This window comes from Qipengyuania flava (assembly GCF_011762005.1).
In the GTDB taxonomy this organism is placed as follows: domain Bacteria; phylum Pseudomonadota; class Alphaproteobacteria; order Sphingomonadales; family Sphingomonadaceae; genus Qipengyuania; species Qipengyuania flava.
Window position 1 is genome coordinate 266,189 of the sequence record NZ_JAASQU010000002.1, and the last position, 18,255, is coordinate 284,443.

Below are 18,255 nucleotides of genomic sequence, written 5' to 3' on the forward strand. Positions count from 1 at the left end.
ATGAAGCCCTGGCCAGCCCGTGTTGCGCCGCCGCACACTTGATTTTTTCGGGATTCCGGCGCAGGTGCGCGGCACATTCTGCCGCCCCGGCCATTCGACGGGTAACGGCTCTCAAACGAAAGGATCAACGCGCGCATGACCCAGGTCGGCAAGGACACGCTCGGAACCCGCTCAACCCTCACCGTAAACGGCAAGGACTACGCCTATTTTTCCTTCGCCAAGGCGGCGGAAAAGATCGGCGACGTGTCGAAGCTGCCCTTCAGCCTGAAGGTCCTGCTCGAGAACATGCTGCGCTTCGAAGACGGCGGCTTCACCGTCTCGACCGACGATGCACAGGCGATCGCCGACTGGCAGAAGAACCCCGCGACCGGCAAGGAAATCCAGTACCGGCCGGCGCGCGTGCTGCTGCAGGATTTCACCGGCGTGCCCTGCGTGGTCGATCTGGCCGCCATGCGCGATGCAATCAGCAAGCTCGGCGGCGACACCGCGAAAATCAACCCGCAGGTGCCCGTCAACCTCGTGATCGACCACTCGGTCATGGTCGACGAATTCGGCCACCCCAAGGCGTTCGAGAAGAACGTCGAACTCGAATACGCCCGCAATGCCGAGCGTTACGACTTCCTCAAATGGGGCTCGAAGAGCTTCGAGAATTTCTCCGCCGTGCCCCCGGGCACCGGCATCTGCCACCAGGTGAACCTCGAATATATCGGCAAGGGCGTGTGGTCGACCAACGACCCCGACGGTAACGCGGTCGCCTATCCCGACACCTGCGTCGGCACCGACAGCCACACCACCATGATCAACGGTCTCGGCGTGCTGGGCTGGGGCGTCGGCGGGATCGAGGCCGAAGCCGCGATGCTCGGCCAGCCGATCTCGATGCTGATCCCCGAAGTGGTCGGCTTCAAGCTGACCGGCGCGATGGCCGAAGGCGTGACCGCCACCGACCTCGTGCTGACTTGCGTGCAGATGCTGCGCGAAGTCGGCGTGGTCGGCCGGTTCGTCGAATTCTACGGCGAAGGCGTCGCCAATCTCAGCCTCGCCGATCGTGCGACGATCGCCAACATGGCACCCGAATACGGCGCCACCTGCGGCTTCTTCGGCATCGACGACAAGACGCTCGAATATATGCGCCTTACGGGCCGCGACGAGGAAACCATCGCGTTGGTCGAAGCCTATTCGAAAGAACAGGGAATGTGGTTCACGCCCGAGAACGAGCCGGTCTTCACCAAGACGCTCGAACTCGACGTGTCCAAGGTCGTCCCCAGCCTCGCCGGCCCCAAGCGTCCGCAGGACCGCGTCGCGCTTCCGGAGGTCGACGAGCTGTTCAACACCGACCTCGAAAAGATCTACAAGAAGAGCGCGCCGCAGCGCACCGGCGTCGAAGGCAAGGACCACGACATTGGCGATGGCGACGTCGTGATCGCGGCAATCACCAGCTGCACCAACACCTCGAACCCCGATGTGCTGATCGCGGCCGGCCTCGTGGCCAAGAAGGCGCATGAAAAGGGCCTCAAGCCCAAGCCGTGGGTCAAAACCAGCCTCGCACCCGGATCGCAGGTCGTCACCGACTACCTCGAAAAGAGCGGCCTGCAGGACGACCTCGACGCGCTGGGTTTCGACCTCGTCGGCTACGGCTGCACCACCTGTATCGGCAACTCGGGCCCGCTCGCGCCGCCGATTTCGAAGGCCATTAACGGCAACGACATCGTTGCTGCCTCGGTGCTGTCGGGCAACCGCAACTTCGAAGGCCGCGTCTCGCCCGACGTGCGCGCCAACTTCCTCGCCTCACCGCCGCTGGTGGTCGCCTATGCGCTCAAGGGCACGGTGACCGAGGACATCACCGCAACCCCGATCGGCCAGGATCAGGACGGCAAGGACGTGATGCTCGCCGACATCTGGCCGAGCAATGACGAGGTGCGCGAGCACCGCGCCAAGAACATCGACCGCGACATGTTCGTCAGCCGTTATGCCGACGTCTACAAGGGCGACGAGCACTGGCAGGCGATCAAGGTCGAGGCCAGCGACACCTATCGCTGGAACCCGACCAGCACCTATGTCGCCTCGCCGCCTTTCTTCGAGGGCATGGAAATGACCCCCGCGCCGGTGACCGACATCACCGATGCGAAGCCGCTGGCGATCCTCGGCGACTCGGTCACCACCGACCACATTTCGCCCGCCGGTTCGATAAAGGAAGACAGTCCCGCCGGCTCCTACCTCCAGAGCCACCAGGTCGCGAAGCAGGACTTCAACTCATACGGCTCGCGCCGCGGCAACCACGACGTGATGATGCGCGGCACCTTCGCCAACATCCGCATCAAGAACGAAATGGTCCCCGGGATCGAAGGTGGCGTCACCACCTACAATGGCGAGCAGATGCCGATCTACGACGCGGCGATGAAGCACAAGGAAGACGGCACACCGCTGGTGGTCGTCGCCGGTAAGGAATACGGCACGGGCTCGAGCCGCGACTGGGCAGCCAAGGGCACCATCCTGCTGGGCGTGAAGGCAGTCATCGTCGAAAGCTTCGAGCGCATCCACCGCTCGAACCTGATCGGCATGGGCGTGCTGCCGCTGCAGTTCAAGGACGGCGACACGCGCAACAGCCTGGGCCTGACTGGCAGCGACAGCTTCTCGATCAAGGGCCTCGCGGATCTCGATCCGAGCCAGGACGTCGAAGTCGAAGTGACCCGCGAAGACGGTTCGACCTTCAGCTTCACCGCGCTGTGCCGCATCGATACCGCCAACGAAATGGAATATTACCGCAACGGCGGCATCCTCCATTACGTGCTGCGCAAGCTCGCCGCAGCCTGATCGGACAAGGGTCCGGGGCGTCCCGCGCAGCATGTCGATACGGCAACGCCTGTCGCAGCTGTTCGGACGCCCCGCTCTCGATCCGCAAAACGACCCGGATACGCTTCGCGCTATCGGTGACACGGTGCGCGAACGGCTGCTCGCCGATCCGCGCGTTGAACCGCGCGGCGGCGGCAAGGCCGATCTCTTCCTGCTTCGCGGCCTGTTGACGAAGCAACAGTGTCGCAAGCTGATCCGCGTGATCGACAGCCGGATCCAGCCCTCTGTGCTGTTCAGCGACAAGGTATCGCCGAGCGGGCGGACCAGCTCGACCCATTTCTTCCAGGAAGAGGCACCCGAAACGCGCGCTCTGGCCCGCAGGATCGCGGCGGTTACGGGGATTGACCGCGTCCATGCAGAACCGCTGCAGGGACAGCGCTACCGCGAAGGCGAGGAATATCGCTATCACCGCGATCACCTGCGGCCCGATCGCGAACACTGGCAGACAGAGCGGCGCCGCGGCGGGCAACGCAGCTGGACTGCGATGGTCTATCTGAACGCACCCAAGGCTGGCGGCGCCACCGAATTTCCCGCGCTCGACCTGAAGATCACACCCGAACCGGGGATGCTGGTCCTGTGGGACAATATGGATCGCCGTGGCCGGCCCAACCCCGCCACACGGCATGCCGCGCTACCCGTGGAAGCGGGCACCAAATATGTCGTCACGCAATGGTACCGCCAGGGCGAGTGGAGCCGCCGACCGCGCGACTGAAGCGGCGCCGCTCGGCGACCCGTCGTTCGTCAGACCGAGCGCTTTAGACGAAACCGACGCCGCCCGAGGATCGCTGCAGCGGCGAAACCGAACAATGCCATCATTGGCGGCGCCGGCACTTCGGTGCCGCTGCTGGTTCCGCTACCCGAACTCGTCGAGGAGGACGTCGACGACGAAGTCGAGCTCGAAGTAGACGTGCTGCTCGAAGTCGATGTCGACGACGAGGTCGAGGTCGAGCTCGACGTACTGGTCGAGGAAGACGAGCTGGTGCTGGTGGTGATGTTGCCGCTGGTGGTGGTCACTTCGCCGGTAGAGGTCGAGACCGACCCCGTGGAAGTCGACACTTCACCCGTCGAGGTCGACACTTCGCCGGTAGAGGTCGACACCTCACCGGTGGAGGTCGAGACTTCGCCCGTCGACGTAGAGACGGCTCCCGTCGAGGTCGAAACCTCGCCCGTCGTCGTGGTGGAGGTCACCGCACCCGTGCTGGTGGACACACCGCCGGTCGTGCTCGAGGTCGAGGTCGAACTGCCACCGGTGGTGGTGCTGACTTCGCCGGTCGAGGTTGAGGTCGAGGAACCGCCCGAGGACGTGGAAGTGGAGCTGCCGCCGGTCGACGTGGTGGTCGACACGTCGACGATCACGTCGGGGGTTTCACCGCCGGTGGTGGTGGTCGAGTTGACGATCACGCTGCCGCCGCCGCTCGAACCCGAGAAGAAGCCGCCGAAAAAGCCCCCGCCGAAACCGCCGCCGAAACCACCGCCACCGGTGCTGCCGCCGGGAATCGAGCGCGAAGCGCCGCCGCCACCGACCGGCGCCGCTGCGGGCAGCGGGGGAACGGGAACCGGCGCCATCGCCTGGCGATAGACCGGCGGACAGATGTTGTTCGGGTTGTTGACCGCCTGCGGCGAATCGGCCGGGACGCATTCAACCTGGCGCGGAATTGTACGAGCGCGCGGCACGGTCGGGCGCGGCACAGCGCGCGGGGTCGCCTGTTTGACGTATTTGGCCTGCTTGACCGACTTCGACTTGTACTGCGGATTGTCGGTTACCGGCCGCTCGGCAACGTGCACCGCACCGCCAGCGAGCAGTGCGCCCCCTGCTGCGGTGGCCGATAGTTTGGCTAGAGCTGACTTGACCGACATTGCAAATAATTCCTGTTGCGACCGAAAAGGTTAGGAAAATCCGAACCTTAAACGATCCTGACGCTGTTGCGGCGGCCGCTTCTCAAGCGATTCGCCTGCGTTCGTTTGACCGTCACTAGACTCAGAATGTAAATTTTTCGCGGAAATGCGAGACTTGCACAACCCCCGTCCCGTTTCGGGACCGTCTTGCGAACCATTCTTTTCGCCACAGTCCCCTATTCGTCGAACATATCGCCCTGTGGGCGGCTGGGCGGGGCAAGGCCCAGATGCGTCCATCCGCCATCGTTGAGACAGCGCCCGCGCGCGGTCCGCGCGATCAGGCCGAGTTGGATGAGATAGGGCTCGATCACCTCTTCGACCGTATCGCGCGGTTCGGAAAGCCCTGCGGCGAGCGTTTCCACACCGACCGGGCCGCCCTTGTAGGTCGTGGCGATCATGGTGAGGTAACGCCGATCCATCGCATCGAGCCCGAGGCCGTCGACCTCAAGCCGGGTCAGTGCTTCGTCGGCCACGCGACTGGTCACCACCGGCTCCCCCAGCACGCTGGCGAAATCGCGCACGCGGCGCATCAGCCTGCCCGCCACACGCGGCGTTCCGCGACTGCGGCGGGCGATCTCGCGCGCACCGCCCTCGTCGATACGCATGCCGAGCAACCCGGCACCGCGCGTGACCACGCGGAGCAATTCATCCTCGGTGTAGAAGTTGAGCCGCACAGGGATGCCGAAACGGTCGCGTAACGGTGTGGTAAGCAGGCCCTGCCTCGTGGTTGCGCCGACCAGCGTGAAGGGCGGCAGGTCGATCCGCACGCTGCGCGCCGAAGGCCCCTCGCCGATGATGATGTCGAGCGCGCGGTCCTCCATCGCCGGATAGAGCACTTCCTCGACCACCGGATTGAGCCGGTGGATCTCGTCGATGAAGAGCACGTCGTTAGGCTCGAGATTGGTCAGCAGCGCGGCCAGGTCGCCCGCCTTGGCGATCACCGGCCCGCTGGTCGCGCGAAAGCCCACCCCGAGTTCCTTCGCTACGATCTGAGCGAGCGTAGTCTTGCCAAGGCCGGGCGGGCCGAAGAACAACACGTGGTCCATCGCCTCGCCGCGGCCCTTGGCGGCCTCGACGAACACGCGCAAATTCTCGCGCGCCGCCTTCTGCCCGACGAACTCGGCCAGCGATTTCGGCCGCAGCGCGGCGTCGGGGTCCTCGGGCTGCCGCTCGGGCGAATGGAGGGGGACGGGTTCGGTCATTACGGTGTGGCACCAGACTGAAAAATGGATCCCGAAGCCAGTTCAGGATGGCGGGGAGGGAGGACGTGTTCTCCGCTCAAAACGGGTTCACCGTATAGCCCGCCTGTTGCAATTGCGCATGTGCGGTCATGGCTGAGAGCGCGAGCTCGACGCCGGGGATCAGGTCCCCTTTGGCCACGCCATAGGCGGCCGCGCTCTGGCCGCAGACGATGAAGCGCACACCGTAATCGAGCAATTGCGTGACCATGTAGTGCGAGCCGTTGCCGGCCTCGTCATCGAGCAGGTCGTGCACCGCCTTGCCGTGGACCACCACCGCGATGCGGATGCGTTCGGGTTCGGCACCATAGGATGCGTGCATGTTGATGAATCGCGCCGCGCTTTCGAAGCCGCGGTTGCGCGTGCCCGGATCGCCGCGCTTGGCGACATCGAAGGCAATTGCGAATTCGGTATGGGGAACGAAGTTTTCGACGCCCTCGACCGGGGCGTGATCGCCGAATTCTTCGAAAATCGGGCCACTGCGGAAAGCGTCGAGATCGACCTCCTGCGCGACGGCCGTTCCTGGCAGCAACAATGATGCGAAAGCCAGTGTCAGCGCCATAGCGCCGCTCCCAAATTGCGTCTTTGTCATCCTGCCGCCCTCTTCAGTGCCACGCGGATGAGATCGCCCTCCCCCGCATTCTCGCCCAGTTCGCCTTGTGCTGCCGCCACCGCACGCGCCGCGACGGCAGGCTTGAACCCAAGATTCTCGAGCGCGCTGACCGCATCGGCGCTGGCGCCGCCCGCAGCGGCCACAGCCACCACGGCGCCCATGTCGCCGCCACCGGGCAGCGCGCCCGCCTTGTCTTTCAGCTCGTTCACGATCCTTCCAGCGAGCTTGGGTCCGACCCCGTTGGCGCGCGCGATCATCGCCGCATCGCCGTTGGCGCAGGCCGCCTGCACCTCGCCGATCGACAGCGCGGAAAGGATCGCCAGAGCGACCTTGGAGCCGACCCCCTGCACCTGCGTGAGCAGGCGGAACCAGTCGCGCTCCGCCGCTTCGGCAAAGCCCAGCAGGCGCATGTCGTTCTCGCTAACCTGCAGATCGGTATAAACGGTGCAGCCTTCCCCGACCCCGCCCAGCGCAGCGAGCGTCTTGGACGAACAATGGACGAGATAGCCCACCCCGCCAACATCGATCACCGCCCAGTCCGCGCCGGTTTCGTCGAGCAGGCCCTTCAGCTTCGCAATCATGGTTTGTTCTTGGGCCTCAAGAAGGTTTTGGTCCAGCGAGAATGGACAGGCGCCCACAGTTGCGGGCATGAGGCAGTGTATGAGCTGGAACACTTTCGGACGGATTTTTCGCTTCACTACCTGGGGCGAAAGCCACGGTCCCGCGATCGGCGCGGTGGTCGACGGGTGTCCGCCGGGGCTGACACTGGCCGAAGAGGACATCCAGCCCTTCCTCGACGCGCGCAAGCCGGGGCAGAACAAGTTCACCACACAGCGCAACGAACCCGATGCGGTCCGCATATTGTCGGGCGTGTTCGAGGGTCGGACCACGGGCACGTCGATCGGATTGCTGATCGAGAACACCGACCAGCGCTCGAAGGATTATTCCGAGATCGCCAAGAGCTACCGCCCGGGCCATGCCGATTATGCCTATGATGCGAAATACGGGTTGCGCGACTATCGCGGCGGCGGACGCAGCAGCGCGCGCGAGACCGCGATGCGCGTGGCGGCGGGCGCAGTGGCGCGACAGGTGATCCCCGAAGTGTCCATTCTCGCCTATGTCGCCGAGATCGGCGGCGATGCCATCGACCCGGGCAATTTCGATGCCGACGAGATTGCGCGCAATCCCTTCTGGTGTCCGGACGCGGCGGCGGCGAAACGCTGGGAGGCGCTGGTCGACGAAGCGCGTAAGGCCGGTTCGTCATTGGGCGCGGTGGTCGAATGCGTCGCCACCGGCGTACCCGCGGGGTGGGGCGCGCCGATCTACGCCAAGCTCGATGCCGACCTTGCGGCAGGCATGATGAGCATCAACGCCGTGAAGGGCGTCGAAATCGGCGACGGCTTCGGCGCCGCGCGGCTGACGGGCGAACAGAATGCCGACGCCATGTCGCCTGGAGAGGATGGCCCCGAATTCGCAGCCAACCATGCCGGCGGGATCGCGGGCGGGATCAGCACCGGCCAGCCGGTCACTTGCCGTGTGGCGTTCAAGCCGACCAGTTCGATCCTCACCCCGGTGGACAGCATCACGCGAGACGGCGAGGCGACGCAGGTGCGCACCAAGGGCCGGCACGACCCCTGCGTCGGCATTCGCGGCACACCCGTGGTCGAAGCGATGATGGCGCTCGTGTTGGCCGACCACAAGCTGCTCCACCGGGCGCAATGCGGGTAGGCCCAGCGCCCGATTGACGACCGCCTGTTGCATCAGGCGCAACACTGAGCGATCGTTGTTGCGCTTTCCGAAAGTTCCATCGATTTGATCGATTATTCCGATCCTCGCAATCGCAACATATCGCTTTTGTGCATCGCAACAGCGCCTATTTGAAGCCCACGAGTTTCAACCCGAACACGGAGACAAACCATGGGTATCATCGGAAGCCAGATCAAACCGTTCACCGCCACCGCCTTCCAAGCCGGCAAGGACTTCTTCGACGTCACCGACGAGGACGTGAAGGGCAAGTGGGCCGTGTTCTTCTTCTATCCGGCCGACTTCACCTTCGTCTGCCCGACCGAACTCGAAGACCTCGGCGAGCAGTATGCAATGCTCCAAAAGATGGACGTCGAAGTCTACGGCGTGTCGACCGACACCCACTTCAGCCACAAGGCATGGCACGACACTTCGGAGAAGATCGGCAAGCTGCAGTTCCCGTTCCTGGGTGACCAGAACCACGTCCTCGCACGCAACTTCGACGTGCTGCGCGAAGGTGTCGGTCTCGCCGACCGCGCGACCTTCGTGGTCGATCCCGATGGCGTGATCCAGATCATGGAACAGACCTGCGAAGGTGTCGGCCGCAACGCCAACGAACTCGCGCGCAAGATCAAGGCCGCACAGTACGTTCGCGCCAACCCCGGCCAAGTGTGCCCGGCGGCATGGGAAGAAGGCAGTGACACGCTGGCTCCCTCGCTCGACCTCGTCGGCAAGATCTAAGCGTTCATCCGCTGGAAAGTTCGGGCGCCGTAACGGCGCCCGTTCAAAAGCCCGAGCCCGACTCGGGTCGCTGGAAGACCCGGGGCACCTCCCCCTCCCCCCCGCCCCGGGTCTTTTCTCTCCCTGCGAAATTTTCGACCCACCGTTTCACCCGACGTCCGGAGTCCGTCCATGCTCGATGCAACCATGACCCAGCAATTGAAGACCTATCTCGCCAATTTGCGTGAACCGGTCGAACTGGTCGCCTCGCTCGGCGATGACGACAAGAGCGCACAGACGCGCGAACTGCTCGAAGAGATTGCCACGCTGCACGATCTCGTCAGCGCCAGCTTCGACGGCACCGACGCGCGCAAGCCCAGCTTCATCATCCGCCGCGGTAGCGATGCGGAAAAGTGGGTGCGTTTCGCGGGCCTTCCGATGGGTCACGAATTCACCTCGCTGGTGCTCGCTCTTTTGTGGGCCGGTGGACACCCGCCCAAGGTCGATGCGGACCTGCTCGAACAGGTTCGCGGGCTCGAAGGCGATTTCAACTTCGAGATGTATTTCTCGCTTTCGTGCCACAACTGTCCGGACGTGGTGCAGGCGTTGACGCTGCTGGCGCTTGAAAATTCGCGCGTCACGGCCACGCTGATCGAAGGCGGCACCTTCCAGGACGAAGTCGAAGCGCGCGAGGTGATGGCGGTCCCCGCGACCTTCCTCAACGGCGAGCCCTTCTACAACGGCAAGCTCGAACTAGCCGAAATCCTCGCCAAGATCGACACTGCCAGCGAAGCCAAGACAGCCGAGAAGCTGTCCGCCAAAGACCCGTTCGAAGTGCTGGTGATCGGCGGTGGTCCCGCCGGTGCGGCAACCGCGATCTACACCGCGCGAAAGGGCTTTCGCACCGGCGTGGCGGCAGAACGTTTCGGCGGCCAGTTGCACGACACGCTGGGCATCGAGAACCTCCCCGGCACGCCCTATACAGAAGGCCCAAAGCTGGCGAACGAACTGAAGCGCCACGTGGGCGAATACGACATCGACCTGATGGATCTCGCGAAGGCGGTGAAGCTGGTGCCCGCCAAGCAGGAAGGCGGCCTGCACACGGTCGAGCTTGGCAATGGCGCCAGCCTCAAAGCACGCAGCCTGATCCTGGCGACCGGTGCCCGCTGGCGCAATCTCGGCGTCCCCGGGGAAGCCGAATATCGCAACAAGGGCGTTGCCTATTGCCCGCACTGCGACGGCCCGCTGTTCAAGGGCAAGCGCATCGCAGTTATCGGCGGCGGCAATTCGGGTGTCGAAGCGGCTATCGACCTTGCTGGCGTCGTCGGCCACGTCACGCTGATCGAATTCGACAGCAAATTGCGGGCGGACGAAGTGCTGCAGGCCAAATTGCGCTCGATGGCCAATGTCGAAATCATTACCAATGGCCAGACCACCGAGATCCTCGGTGCCAAGGGCAAGGTCAACGGCCTGCGCCTGAAGGACCGCGAGAGCGGCGACGAGCGCACGATCGAACTCGAAGGCGTATTCGTCCAGATCGGCCTGGTGCCCAACACCGAATGGCTTAAGGAAAGCGGTCTCGAACTGACCAAGCACGGCGAAATCGCCACTGACGAGGAAGGCCGCACCAATCTTCCGGGCGTGTTCGGCGCAGGCGATGTTACCGACGTGCCCTACAAGCAGATCGTGGTGGCAATGGGCGAAGGGTCGAAGGCCGGGCTTTCTGCATTCGACTATCTCATCCGCACCGAACCTGCCGATGAGATCGCGCAAGCCGCCTGAGTTCGCGTCACATAGCAGACACGAAAGCGTCGCCATTTCAAGCGGATGGCGACGTTTTTCGTGTTGGGCGCCGAGCGCCTCGTTCCATCGGCAAAAGCAATCAATTCGACGCAATCAATCGATTGGACGGATCACCGGCGAAGGCGCATGCCGTGCATCCAGAAGATCTTATCGAGTCCTTTTAGAAGTGGAGAGACGGACAATGGATGCAAAAACCGGTGAAATGAGCGGCTGCCCCTTCCATGGTAACGGCGGCACGCGCGACCTGCTGGGGCGCACCAATCGCGACTGGTGGCCCGACCAGCTGCAGGTGGACATTCTCCAGACCGAAGGCCGCAATCCCGACCCGATGGGCGAGGACTTCGACTATTGCGAGGCATTCAACGCGCTCGACTACGCGGCGCTGAAGGAAGATCTCAAGGCGCTGATGACCGATAGCCAGGAATGGTGGCCGGCCGATTACGGGCATTATGGCCCGTTCTTTATCCGTATGGCCTGGCACGCTGCGGGCACCTATCGCACCGGCGACGGTCGCGGCGGCGCTTCGAGTGGACAGCAGCGCTTCGCACCGCTCAATTCCTGGCCCGACAATGGCAATCTCGACAAGGCGCGCCGCCTGCTGTGGCCGATCAAGCAGAAATACGGCAAGCATATCAGCTGGGCCGATCTTTTCGTGCTCACCGGCAATGTCGCGATCGAATCGATGGGCGGGCCGGTGTTCGGCTTCGGCGGCGGACGCAAGGACGTGTTCGAGCCGGAAATGGTCTATTGGGGTTCTGAAGAACAATGGGTCGATCAGGGCGTAGAGACGCGCATAATCCCCGATGAGGGCAAGGCGCTGGAAAACCCGCTGGCGGCAATCCAGATGGGTCTCATCTACGTCAACCCCGAAGGTCCGGGCGGCAATCCGCACGATCCCGAAGGCATGGCGCGCGACATGCGCGAGACCTTCGCCCGGATGGCGATGAACGACGAGGAAACCGTTGCGCTGACCGCTGGCGGCCACGCCTTCGGCAAGTGCCATGGTGCAGAACCGTCGGACACGTTCGGCAGCGGTCCCGAAGGCGAAGGTCTGCACCGCATGGGCTTCGGCTGGCTGACCGACCCCGAGGAAATCGGCAAGGGTCACATCACCACCAGCGGGATCGAAGGCGCATGGACACCCAACCCCACCGAATGGGGTAACGACTACTTCCGCTTGCTGTTCAAATATGAATACGAGCTCACCCAGAGCCCGGCGGGCGCGCACCAGTGGACCCCGGTGAATCCTGATCCGGAGGACATGGCACCCGATGCGCGGGACCCGAACACCAAGGTCCCGACGATCATGACCACCGCCGACATGGCCCTGAAGCGCGACCCCGAATACCGCAAGATCTCCGAGCGGTTCCTCAACGACCAGGCTGCGCTCGACGATGCGTTCGCTCGCGCCTGGTTCAAGCTGACGCACCGCGACATGGGTCCCAAGGTCCGTTATCTCGGTTCGGAGGTTCCGGCCGAAGAACTGATCTGGCAGGATCCGATCCCTGCCGGGACCACACCTTCGGATAGCGCGGTGGCCGATTTCAAGAAGGCAGTACTCGACAGCGGTCTGAGTGTCAGCGAGCTGGTCAAGGCGGCGTGGGCTTCGGCCTCGACCTATCGCAATTCGGACCATCGCGGCGGCGCCAATGGCGCACACATCCGTTTCGATGCCCTGCGCAACTGGGCGGTTAATGATCCGGAAGAACTGGGCAAGGTGCTGGCGAAGCTCGACGAGCTGCGCGGCGATATCTCGATGGCCGATGCCATCGTGCTCGGCGGTGCGGCAGCGGTCGAAAAGGCGGCCAAGGATGGCGGATTCGATATCAGCGTCGATGTGACTACCGGCCGCGGCGATGCCACCGAAGACCAGTTCGACGCCGAAAGCTGGGAGCCGCTCGAGCCTTTCGCCGACGGCTTCCGCAACTACCTCAAGACCAAGGCTTCGGTGAAGACCGAGGACATGCTGGTCGACAAGGCCCATCTGCTGGGCCTGTCGATGCCCGAGATGACCGTGCTGCTCGGCGGGATGCGCGCGCTGGGCGCGGTTTCTAAGCACACGCAGCATGGCAATTCGATCGGCGTACTGACCGATCGTCCGGGCGTGCTGTCGAACGACTTCTTCGTCAACCTGCTCGAAATGGGCACGGTGTGGGAGGTCGTCGACGAGAGCGGCGACGAGGAATTCGTCGGCAAGTGCCGCCTCAAGGGTGATGTGAAATGGCACGCGACGCGGACCGACCTCGTGTTCGGCTCGAACTCGCAGTTGCGCGCGGTCGCCGAAGTCTATGCCGAGAACGGCAACGAGCAGAAGTTTGCCGAGGACTTCGTGAAGGTCTGGACGAAGGTGATGGACGCCGACCGGTTCGACATCCGCTACGCCAAGTATCACGGCTGAAGACAGGCGGCCCCAACGGGCTGTCCACCGAAGGCCCCCGGCGCATGCGTCGGGGGCTTTTTCATGCGCTATCGCCCCCGGAGCAACCGGATCGATCAGCGTGAACGTGTTTTACGATTGCGGGTTAAGGAACCCCTCAGCGTACGCCGCCGTAGTCAGTGCATCACTCTTTACTGAAAGGCACGATCATGGGCGACAAGGTTCCCCCCACCACCACCGATGCCGGCATATCCGTCCAGAGCGACGAGCATTCGCTGACCATCGGCCCCGACGGCCCGATCGTGCTCAACGATCACTACCTCATCGAGCAGATGGCGAATTTCAATCGCGAGCGGATCCCCGAACGCCAGCCCCACGCCAAGGGTTCGGGTGCGTTCGGCTATTTCGAGACGACCGCGGACGTATCGCGATACACCAAGGCCGGGCTGTTCCAGCCGGGCGTGAAGACCGATGTGGCGATGCGCTTCTCGACCGTGGCGGGTGAGCGCGGCAGCCCCGATACGTGGCGCGATCCGCGCGGGTTCTCGGTCAAATTCTACACCGATGAGGGCAATTTCGACATGGTCGGCAACAACACGCCGATCTTCTTCATCCGCGATCCGCTCAAGTTCCAGCATTTCATCCGCAGCCAGAAACGGCGCGCCGACAACGCACTGCGGGACCACGACATGATGTGGGACTTCTGGACGCTGAGCCCTGAAAGCGCCCACCAGGTGACCTACCTGATGGGCGACCGCGGCGTGCCCAGAAGCTGGCGCGAGATGAACGGCTATTCGAGCCATACCTACATGCTTATCAACGAGGATGGCGAGAAGTTCTGGGTCAAGTTCCACTTCCACACCGATCTGGGTGATGGAAACGCACATCTCACGCAGGATGAGGCCGTCCAGAAGGCGGGCGAGGACAGCGACTACCACCGTCGCGACCTGTTCGATGCGATTCACAAGGGCGACTACCCTAGCTGGACGCTCAAATGGCAGATCATGCCCTATGAGGATGCCAAGACCTATCGCATCAACCCGTTCGACCTGACGAAGACCTGGCCGCATGCGGACTACCCGCTGATCGAGGTCGGCAAGCTGGTGCTGAACGAGAACCCGGTCGATTGGGACACACAGATCGAGCAGCTCGCTTTCGAACCCAACAACATGGTCCCCGGGATCGGCCTCAGCCCGGACAAGATGCTGCTCGCACGTGGGTTCTCTTATGCCGATGCGCATCGGGCACGCCTCGGGGTCAATTACAAGCAGATCCCGGTCAATTCGGCGAAGAATGCCGACGTCCATTCCTATTCACGTGCGGGCGACATGCGCGTGAAGAACGCGGTCGATCCGGTCTATGCGCCCAATTCCTACGGCGGCCCCGCTGCGCAGCCGCAGGTCGGTGGCGAAGCCACTTGGCATGCCGATGGCGACATGGTGCGACAGGCCTACACGCTGCGTGAAGACGATGACGACTGGAGCCAGGCGGGCGCGCTCGTTCGCAACGTCATGGACGATGCGCAACGCGACCGCTTCGTTTCGAATGTCGCGGGGCATTTGGCCGATGGCGTCAGTGAAAAGGTCCTCGTCCGCGCCTTCGAATATTGGAAGAACGTCGATCAGGCGATCGGCGAGCGGATCGAGGACGCGGTGCGCGAAAAGCTCGGCGGGAAATCGACCGCACCCGGCATGGCGAGTGCCAAATCGATTTCAGGCTAGGCAAACATGGCAATCGCGCCGGGTCTCACCATGTGGTGCCCGGCGCTGGTTTCCTAAGCGCCTCGCTTGAGCACGATGTAGAGTGCGCCGTCGCCGCCGTGCCGCTGGTGCGCGCGCCGAACGGCGGCGATTGCCGAATGGTGGCTCGATGCCGCCAGCCAGTCGAGCACCTTGGCGCGGATCGCACCGCGGCGGTTGCCCCGGTCGGCGGCTTCCACCGGGCGGGGCTTGCCGGTCACCAGCAGGATCGTCCGTGCGCCGATGGCGCGGGCCTGCGCCATGCCGCCCATCAGCCGGTCGTAGGCCGCATCGAGATTGTGCCCGTGCAGGTCGAGCGTGATCTCGGGCTGCAGTTGGCCCGACTTGAGACGCCGGTCCCAGTGCGAATCGAGGCCGCGATCCTGTACCGGCACGGGCCGTGACGGCGGCGGAGCAGGCGCGGGACGCGGCTTGCGCACGGCCGGCTTCGCGGTCATCGCCTTGGGCGGCGGTGGAGCCCGTTCTGGTGTCTCGGCCACCCGCGCAGGCTGCTTAAGCGGGTGCAAGGGGCGAACGGTCGCGGCGAGCTTCTCCCACGCCGCGGCTTCTTCGTCGGATAATCCGCGCGGAAAGCTCACCGGCGGGATTCGAGACGGTCGAGCGTGCCGCGCGGCAACAGCACCAGCGCTTGGCCACTGGCGCTCATGCTACCCGCGATCTCACGCGCATCGGCGCCGTTGCCCCAAAAGGTGTCGAAGCGGTTGGTACCCTTGATCGCACCGCCGGTGTCCTGCGCGATCCACAACCCGTCCGCCTCGTCGCGCTCAAGGTCGAGGAAGACCGGCGCGCCATAGGGTACGAAGTTGGGATCGACCGCGACCGAGGCTTCGCGCCGCACCGGCACGCCGAGCGAACCCAGCGGTCCGTCGGTGGCGAGCTCGCGGAAGAAGATCCAGCTCTTGTTGAGCCGCATGATGTCCTGTCCCTGCGCAGGGTGGTCGCGGATATACTCCATGATCCCCTGCATCGAGGTGGTATATTCGGTGCCTGCGCCGATAAGTCCGCGTTCGCGCATGACCCGACCAATGCCGACATATTCGCGTCCGTTCTGCCCGGCATAGCCGATGCGCATGAGCGAACCGTCTGGCAGGCGCAGAAGTCCCGACCCCTGGATCTGAAGGAAAAAGAATTCGACCGGATCGGCCGCCCAGGCGATTTCCAACCCGCGCCCCGCAAGTGCACCGAGTTCGATTTGGGTCCGATCGTAATAGGGGACGAACCGGCCCGTGCTGTCATAGCGGCCCAGGGGCGGGCGGCCGCTGCGCTCGCTCTCGGGCGTGTCATCGGGCCAAGCGCGGACCAACTCGGGCGGCGGGGCATATACGGGAACGTCGTAGCCCGGCGCGCGGGTACGGCTGCCGCGGATCTCGGGTTCGTAATAGCCGGTGGCGAACGCCGCACCGTCGCCCACACGCGCGGTCTCGAAAAAACTTGCGAAGAAACGCCGCGCGTCGGACACCGGCCAAGCCGATGCCGCCTCGCAGGCCGGGCGCCAGTCTTCCGGGAAGGTCAGCCCGCTCTGGTCGTCGCGTTTGAGGATCGCAGGGCAGGATTCGAGGAAGGAAACGAGCGCGGTTCCGGCATCGTCATCGCCCAGTCCGAGTTGATCGACATCGACCCCGCGCGTGACGGGCGCGAAAGCGGCGCTCGATACCGTGCCCGGTGGAAGCGCAGCGGGAGTTTCCGGGCGCATGTCGGGGACCATGCGGACACAGGCCGCCAACGCGAGCGTGGCAGCGATCACCAGCAGGTAGCGCATTGTTCCCCCTCGAATTGTGCCGGGCGTCAGCCCTCGTCGGTCTCGTCGAGCACCCAGTTCGGATCGGCTGCGCCAACATTGCGACGGAAGGTCCATACGTCGCGGCTCTCGATCGCATCGTCGAGCGAACCTGCAACGACAGTGCCGTCGGCATCGCGCGTGACCGCCGCGATATCGGCGACGAATAGCACGGCGATACGCGCAGTGCTTCCATCGAGTTCGGCCGAACGCACGGTCGCATCCTCAATGCGGATCAGGCGATTGTCGAGCGTTTCGCCGGCCTCTTCGCGCGCCTCGATGGCCTGCGCGAAGCTTTCGTAGACATCGTCGTCGGTCAGTTCGCGCAGCGTATCCTTGTCACCCTTCCAGAAGGCTTCGAGAATCATGCCGTAGGCGCCCTTCGCGCCTTCGAGAAAACCGAGCAGGTCGAAGCCGGGATCGGCCGCCGCGATCGCCCGGACACCCGCCTCGTTCGCGGGGGCACGATTGTCTCCGGCACGCAGCACCACCGGCTGGTGAACCGGCTTGGGCGCCTGCTGTTGCTGTGGCTGGCTGGCTGTATCGCCGCGGTCGAAGCGGTGCGGCACGACCTCCTCCTCATGCTCGGACCGGCGGCCGAGCACCGAATAGAGCCGCAGCCCCAGAAAGGCGGCGATCATGGCGAGGATGACGATCTCGGTGATCACGTAAGTTACCTGCTTCCCACTTCATTCGCGAAGGCGAGCGCCTCCGGCAGTCCAACGTCTGTCCTGCCCTAGATAGGGAGGAATTACAAACCGACAATGGGCCTGCGATGAACGGGACGGGTGCACGGGTCACGCGGTGGGGTTGGCGGATTGCTACGCGCGACGGACAGTGCTAGGCGCGCGCACCGACGGCCCGACGCGGTTTGCCACGGCGTGCGCGGCCAGCATCATCGGATAACTGGAAAGCGAATTCACATGGCCGACCAAGGCGACGTTCTCACCGACCTGAACGCGGATCCCGCAGCCGGCGCCAATGGCGCGGACAACCAGCCCAGCGCGGGCGTGATCTCGCAGTACATCAAGGACCTTTCGGTCGAGAACCCCAATGCGCCGCAGTGCTTCCAGTGGAACGAGCAGCCGCAGCTCGATGTGCAGGTCAACATCGCTGCCGACAAGGTTGCCGACGAAGTGCACGAGGTGACGCTGAAGATCACCTGCACGGCCAAGACCAGCCAGGGCAATCTTTACCTCATCGACCTCGACTATTGCGGTCTGATGGGCATGCGCAACCTGCCCGACGAACAGGCCCATGCCTTCCTGTTCGCCGAAGCACCGCGCATCCTGTTCCCCTTCGCGCGCCGCGTGGTCGCGGATGCCAGCCGCGATGCCGGCTTCCCGCCGCTAATGCTCGACCCGATGGATTTCGGTGCACTCTACCAGCAGCAGCTTGCCGCGCGGGCACAGGAACAGCAGCAGGGCGCAGGCGCGCCTGCCGGCGAAGCCTGAGCCGCTGACGCGTACGGGAGGCTC

Annotated in this window: 15 protein-coding genes; 9 read left to right on the forward strand and 6 right to left on the reverse strand. The window is 64.1% G+C overall.

What is annotated here, in order from left to right:
• The first annotated feature begins 135 nt into the window (after positions 1-135).
• From acnA to FHS69_RS07960, 3 genes are all read left to right on the forward strand, one after another.
• Positions 136-2,811, forward strand: coding sequence for an aconitate hydratase AcnA (gene acnA, locus FHS69_RS07950; RefSeq protein WP_166777275.1), 2,676 nt, complete (start codon positions 136-138; stop codon positions 2,809-2,811).
• Positions 2,812-2,842: 31 nt separating this feature from the next.
• The gene (locus tag FHS69_RS07955; protein ID WP_166777276.1) at positions 2,843-3,562 is read left to right on the forward strand and encodes a prolyl hydroxylase family protein; all 720 of its coding nucleotides are present in this window, start codon (positions 2,843-2,845) and stop codon (positions 3,560-3,562) included.
• Positions 3,563-3,685: 123 nt separating this feature from the next.
• Positions 3,686-4,429, forward strand: coding sequence for a hypothetical protein (locus FHS69_RS07960; protein ID WP_166777277.1), 744 nt, complete (start codon positions 3,686-3,688; stop codon positions 4,427-4,429).
• Between the two features lie 493 nt (positions 4,430-4,922).
• Here FHS69_RS07960 and ruvB read toward each other — a convergent pair whose 3' ends face one another.
• The 3 genes from ruvB to ruvA all read right to left on the reverse strand — a co-directional run bounded on the left by ruvB (position 4,923) and on the right by ruvA (position 7,178).
• Complete coding sequence (gene ruvB / locus FHS69_RS07965) at positions 4,923-5,948, reverse strand: Holliday junction branch migration DNA helicase RuvB (protein ID WP_166777278.1); 1,026 nt, start codon at positions 5,946-5,948, stop codon at positions 4,923-4,925.
• Positions 5,949-6,024: 76 nt separating this feature from the next.
• On the reverse strand, positions 6,025-6,546 hold the full coding sequence (locus FHS69_RS07970; protein WP_208380268.1) for a DsrE family protein: 522 nt from the start codon (positions 6,544-6,546) through the stop codon (positions 6,025-6,027).
• A 26-nt stretch (positions 6,547-6,572) separates the two neighbouring features.
• Complete coding sequence (gene ruvA / locus FHS69_RS07975) at positions 6,573-7,178, reverse strand: Holliday junction branch migration protein RuvA (protein ID WP_166777280.1); 606 nt, start codon at positions 7,176-7,178, stop codon at positions 6,573-6,575.
• 79 nt (positions 7,179-7,257) lie between these two features.
• On the opposite strand from ruvA, the gene aroC reads away from it, so the two are divergent.
• The 5 genes from aroC (at position 7,258) to FHS69_RS08000 (ending at position 14,961) form a co-directional block, all read left to right on the forward strand.
• A complete protein-coding gene (gene aroC, locus FHS69_RS07980; protein ID WP_166777281.1) occupies positions 7,258-8,325 on the forward strand; it encodes a chorismate synthase in 1,068 nt (355 codons plus the stop codon).
• A gap of 189 nt (positions 8,326-8,514) precedes the next feature.
• Positions 8,515-9,081: an alkyl hydroperoxide reductase subunit C gene (gene ahpC, locus FHS69_RS07985; protein ID WP_050599515.1), complete on the forward strand. Its 567-nt coding sequence runs from the start codon at positions 8,515-8,517 to the stop codon at positions 9,079-9,081.
• Positions 9,082-9,252: 171 nt separating this feature from the next.
• The gene (ahpF, locus tag FHS69_RS07990; RefSeq protein WP_166777282.1) at positions 9,253-10,842 is read left to right on the forward strand and encodes an alkyl hydroperoxide reductase subunit F; all 1,590 of its coding nucleotides are present in this window, start codon (positions 9,253-9,255) and stop codon (positions 10,840-10,842) included.
• Positions 10,843-11,044: 202 nt separating this feature from the next.
• Complete coding sequence (gene katG / locus FHS69_RS07995) at positions 11,045-13,261, forward strand: catalase/peroxidase HPI (protein ID WP_166777283.1); 2,217 nt, start codon at positions 11,045-11,047, stop codon at positions 13,259-13,261.
• A 188-nt stretch (positions 13,262-13,449) separates the two neighbouring features.
• Positions 13,450-14,961, forward strand: coding sequence for a catalase (locus tag FHS69_RS08000; RefSeq protein ID WP_166777284.1), 1,512 nt, complete (start codon positions 13,450-13,452; stop codon positions 14,959-14,961).
• 53 nt (positions 14,962-15,014) lie between these two features.
• Here FHS69_RS08000 and FHS69_RS08005 read toward each other — a convergent pair whose 3' ends face one another.
• The 3 genes from FHS69_RS08005 to FHS69_RS08015 are packed head-to-tail and all read right to left on the reverse strand — an operon-like array spanning position 15,015 to position 17,445.
• Positions 15,015-15,578 (reverse strand): Smr/MutS family protein, encoded by a 564-nt coding sequence (locus FHS69_RS08005; protein WP_166777285.1) that lies wholly within the window; start codon positions 15,576-15,578, stop codon positions 15,015-15,017.
• On the reverse strand, positions 15,575-16,759 hold the full coding sequence (gene mltA, locus FHS69_RS08010) for a murein transglycosylase A (protein ID WP_166777286.1): 1,185 nt from the start codon (positions 16,757-16,759) through the stop codon (positions 15,575-15,577). The genes FHS69_RS08005 and mltA overlap by 4 nt, the downstream gene beginning before the upstream one ends.
• A gap of 26 nt (positions 16,760-16,785) precedes the next feature.
• Positions 16,786-17,445 carry a Tim44/TimA family putative adaptor protein gene (locus FHS69_RS08015; RefSeq protein WP_166777287.1) on the reverse strand — a complete coding sequence of 220 codons (660 nt, stop codon included), beginning with the start codon at positions 17,443-17,445 and terminating at the stop codon, positions 16,786-16,788.
• Positions 17,446-17,700: 255 nt separating this feature from the next.
• Between FHS69_RS08015 and secB the strand changes: the two genes are divergently transcribed.
• Complete coding sequence (secB, locus tag FHS69_RS08020; protein WP_067502776.1) at positions 17,701-18,231, forward strand: protein-export chaperone SecB; 531 nt, start codon at positions 17,701-17,703, stop codon at positions 18,229-18,231.
• Positions 18,232-18,255 lie beyond the last annotated feature (24 nt).

Coding starts and splice junctions, on each gene's coding strand:
- acnA (WP_166777275.1), top strand. CDS start 136: ATGACCCAGGTCGGCAAGGACACGCTCGGAACCCGCTCAACCCTCACC.
- FHS69_RS07955 (WP_166777276.1), top strand. CDS start 2,843: ATGTCGATACGGCAACGCCTGTCGCAGCTGTTCGGACGCCCCGCTCTC.
- ruvB (WP_166777278.1), bottom strand. CDS start 5,948: ATGACCGAACCCGTCCCCCTCCATTCGCCCGAGCGGCAGCCCGAGGAC.
- FHS69_RS07970 (WP_208380268.1), bottom strand. CDS start 6,546: ATGGCGCTGACACTGGCTTTCGCATCATTGTTGCTGCCAGGAACGGCC.
- ruvA (WP_166777280.1), bottom strand. CDS start 7,178: ATGATTGCGAAGCTGAAGGGCCTGCTCGACGAAACCGGCGCGGACTGG.
- aroC (WP_166777281.1), top strand. CDS start 7,258: ATGAGCTGGAACACTTTCGGACGGATTTTTCGCTTCACTACCTGGGGC.
- ahpC (WP_050599515.1), top strand. CDS start 8,515: ATGGGTATCATCGGAAGCCAGATCAAACCGTTCACCGCCACCGCCTTC.
- ahpF (WP_166777282.1), top strand. CDS start 9,253: ATGCTCGATGCAACCATGACCCAGCAATTGAAGACCTATCTCGCCAAT.
- katG (WP_166777283.1), top strand. CDS start 11,045: ATGGATGCAAAAACCGGTGAAATGAGCGGCTGCCCCTTCCATGGTAAC.
- FHS69_RS08000 (WP_166777284.1), top strand. CDS start 13,450: ATGGGCGACAAGGTTCCCCCCACCACCACCGATGCCGGCATATCCGTC.
- mltA (WP_166777286.1), bottom strand. CDS start 16,759: ATGCGCTACCTGCTGGTGATCGCTGCCACGCTCGCGTTGGCGGCCTGT.
- secB (WP_067502776.1), top strand. CDS start 17,701: ATGGCCGACCAAGGCGACGTTCTCACCGACCTGAACGCGGATCCCGCA.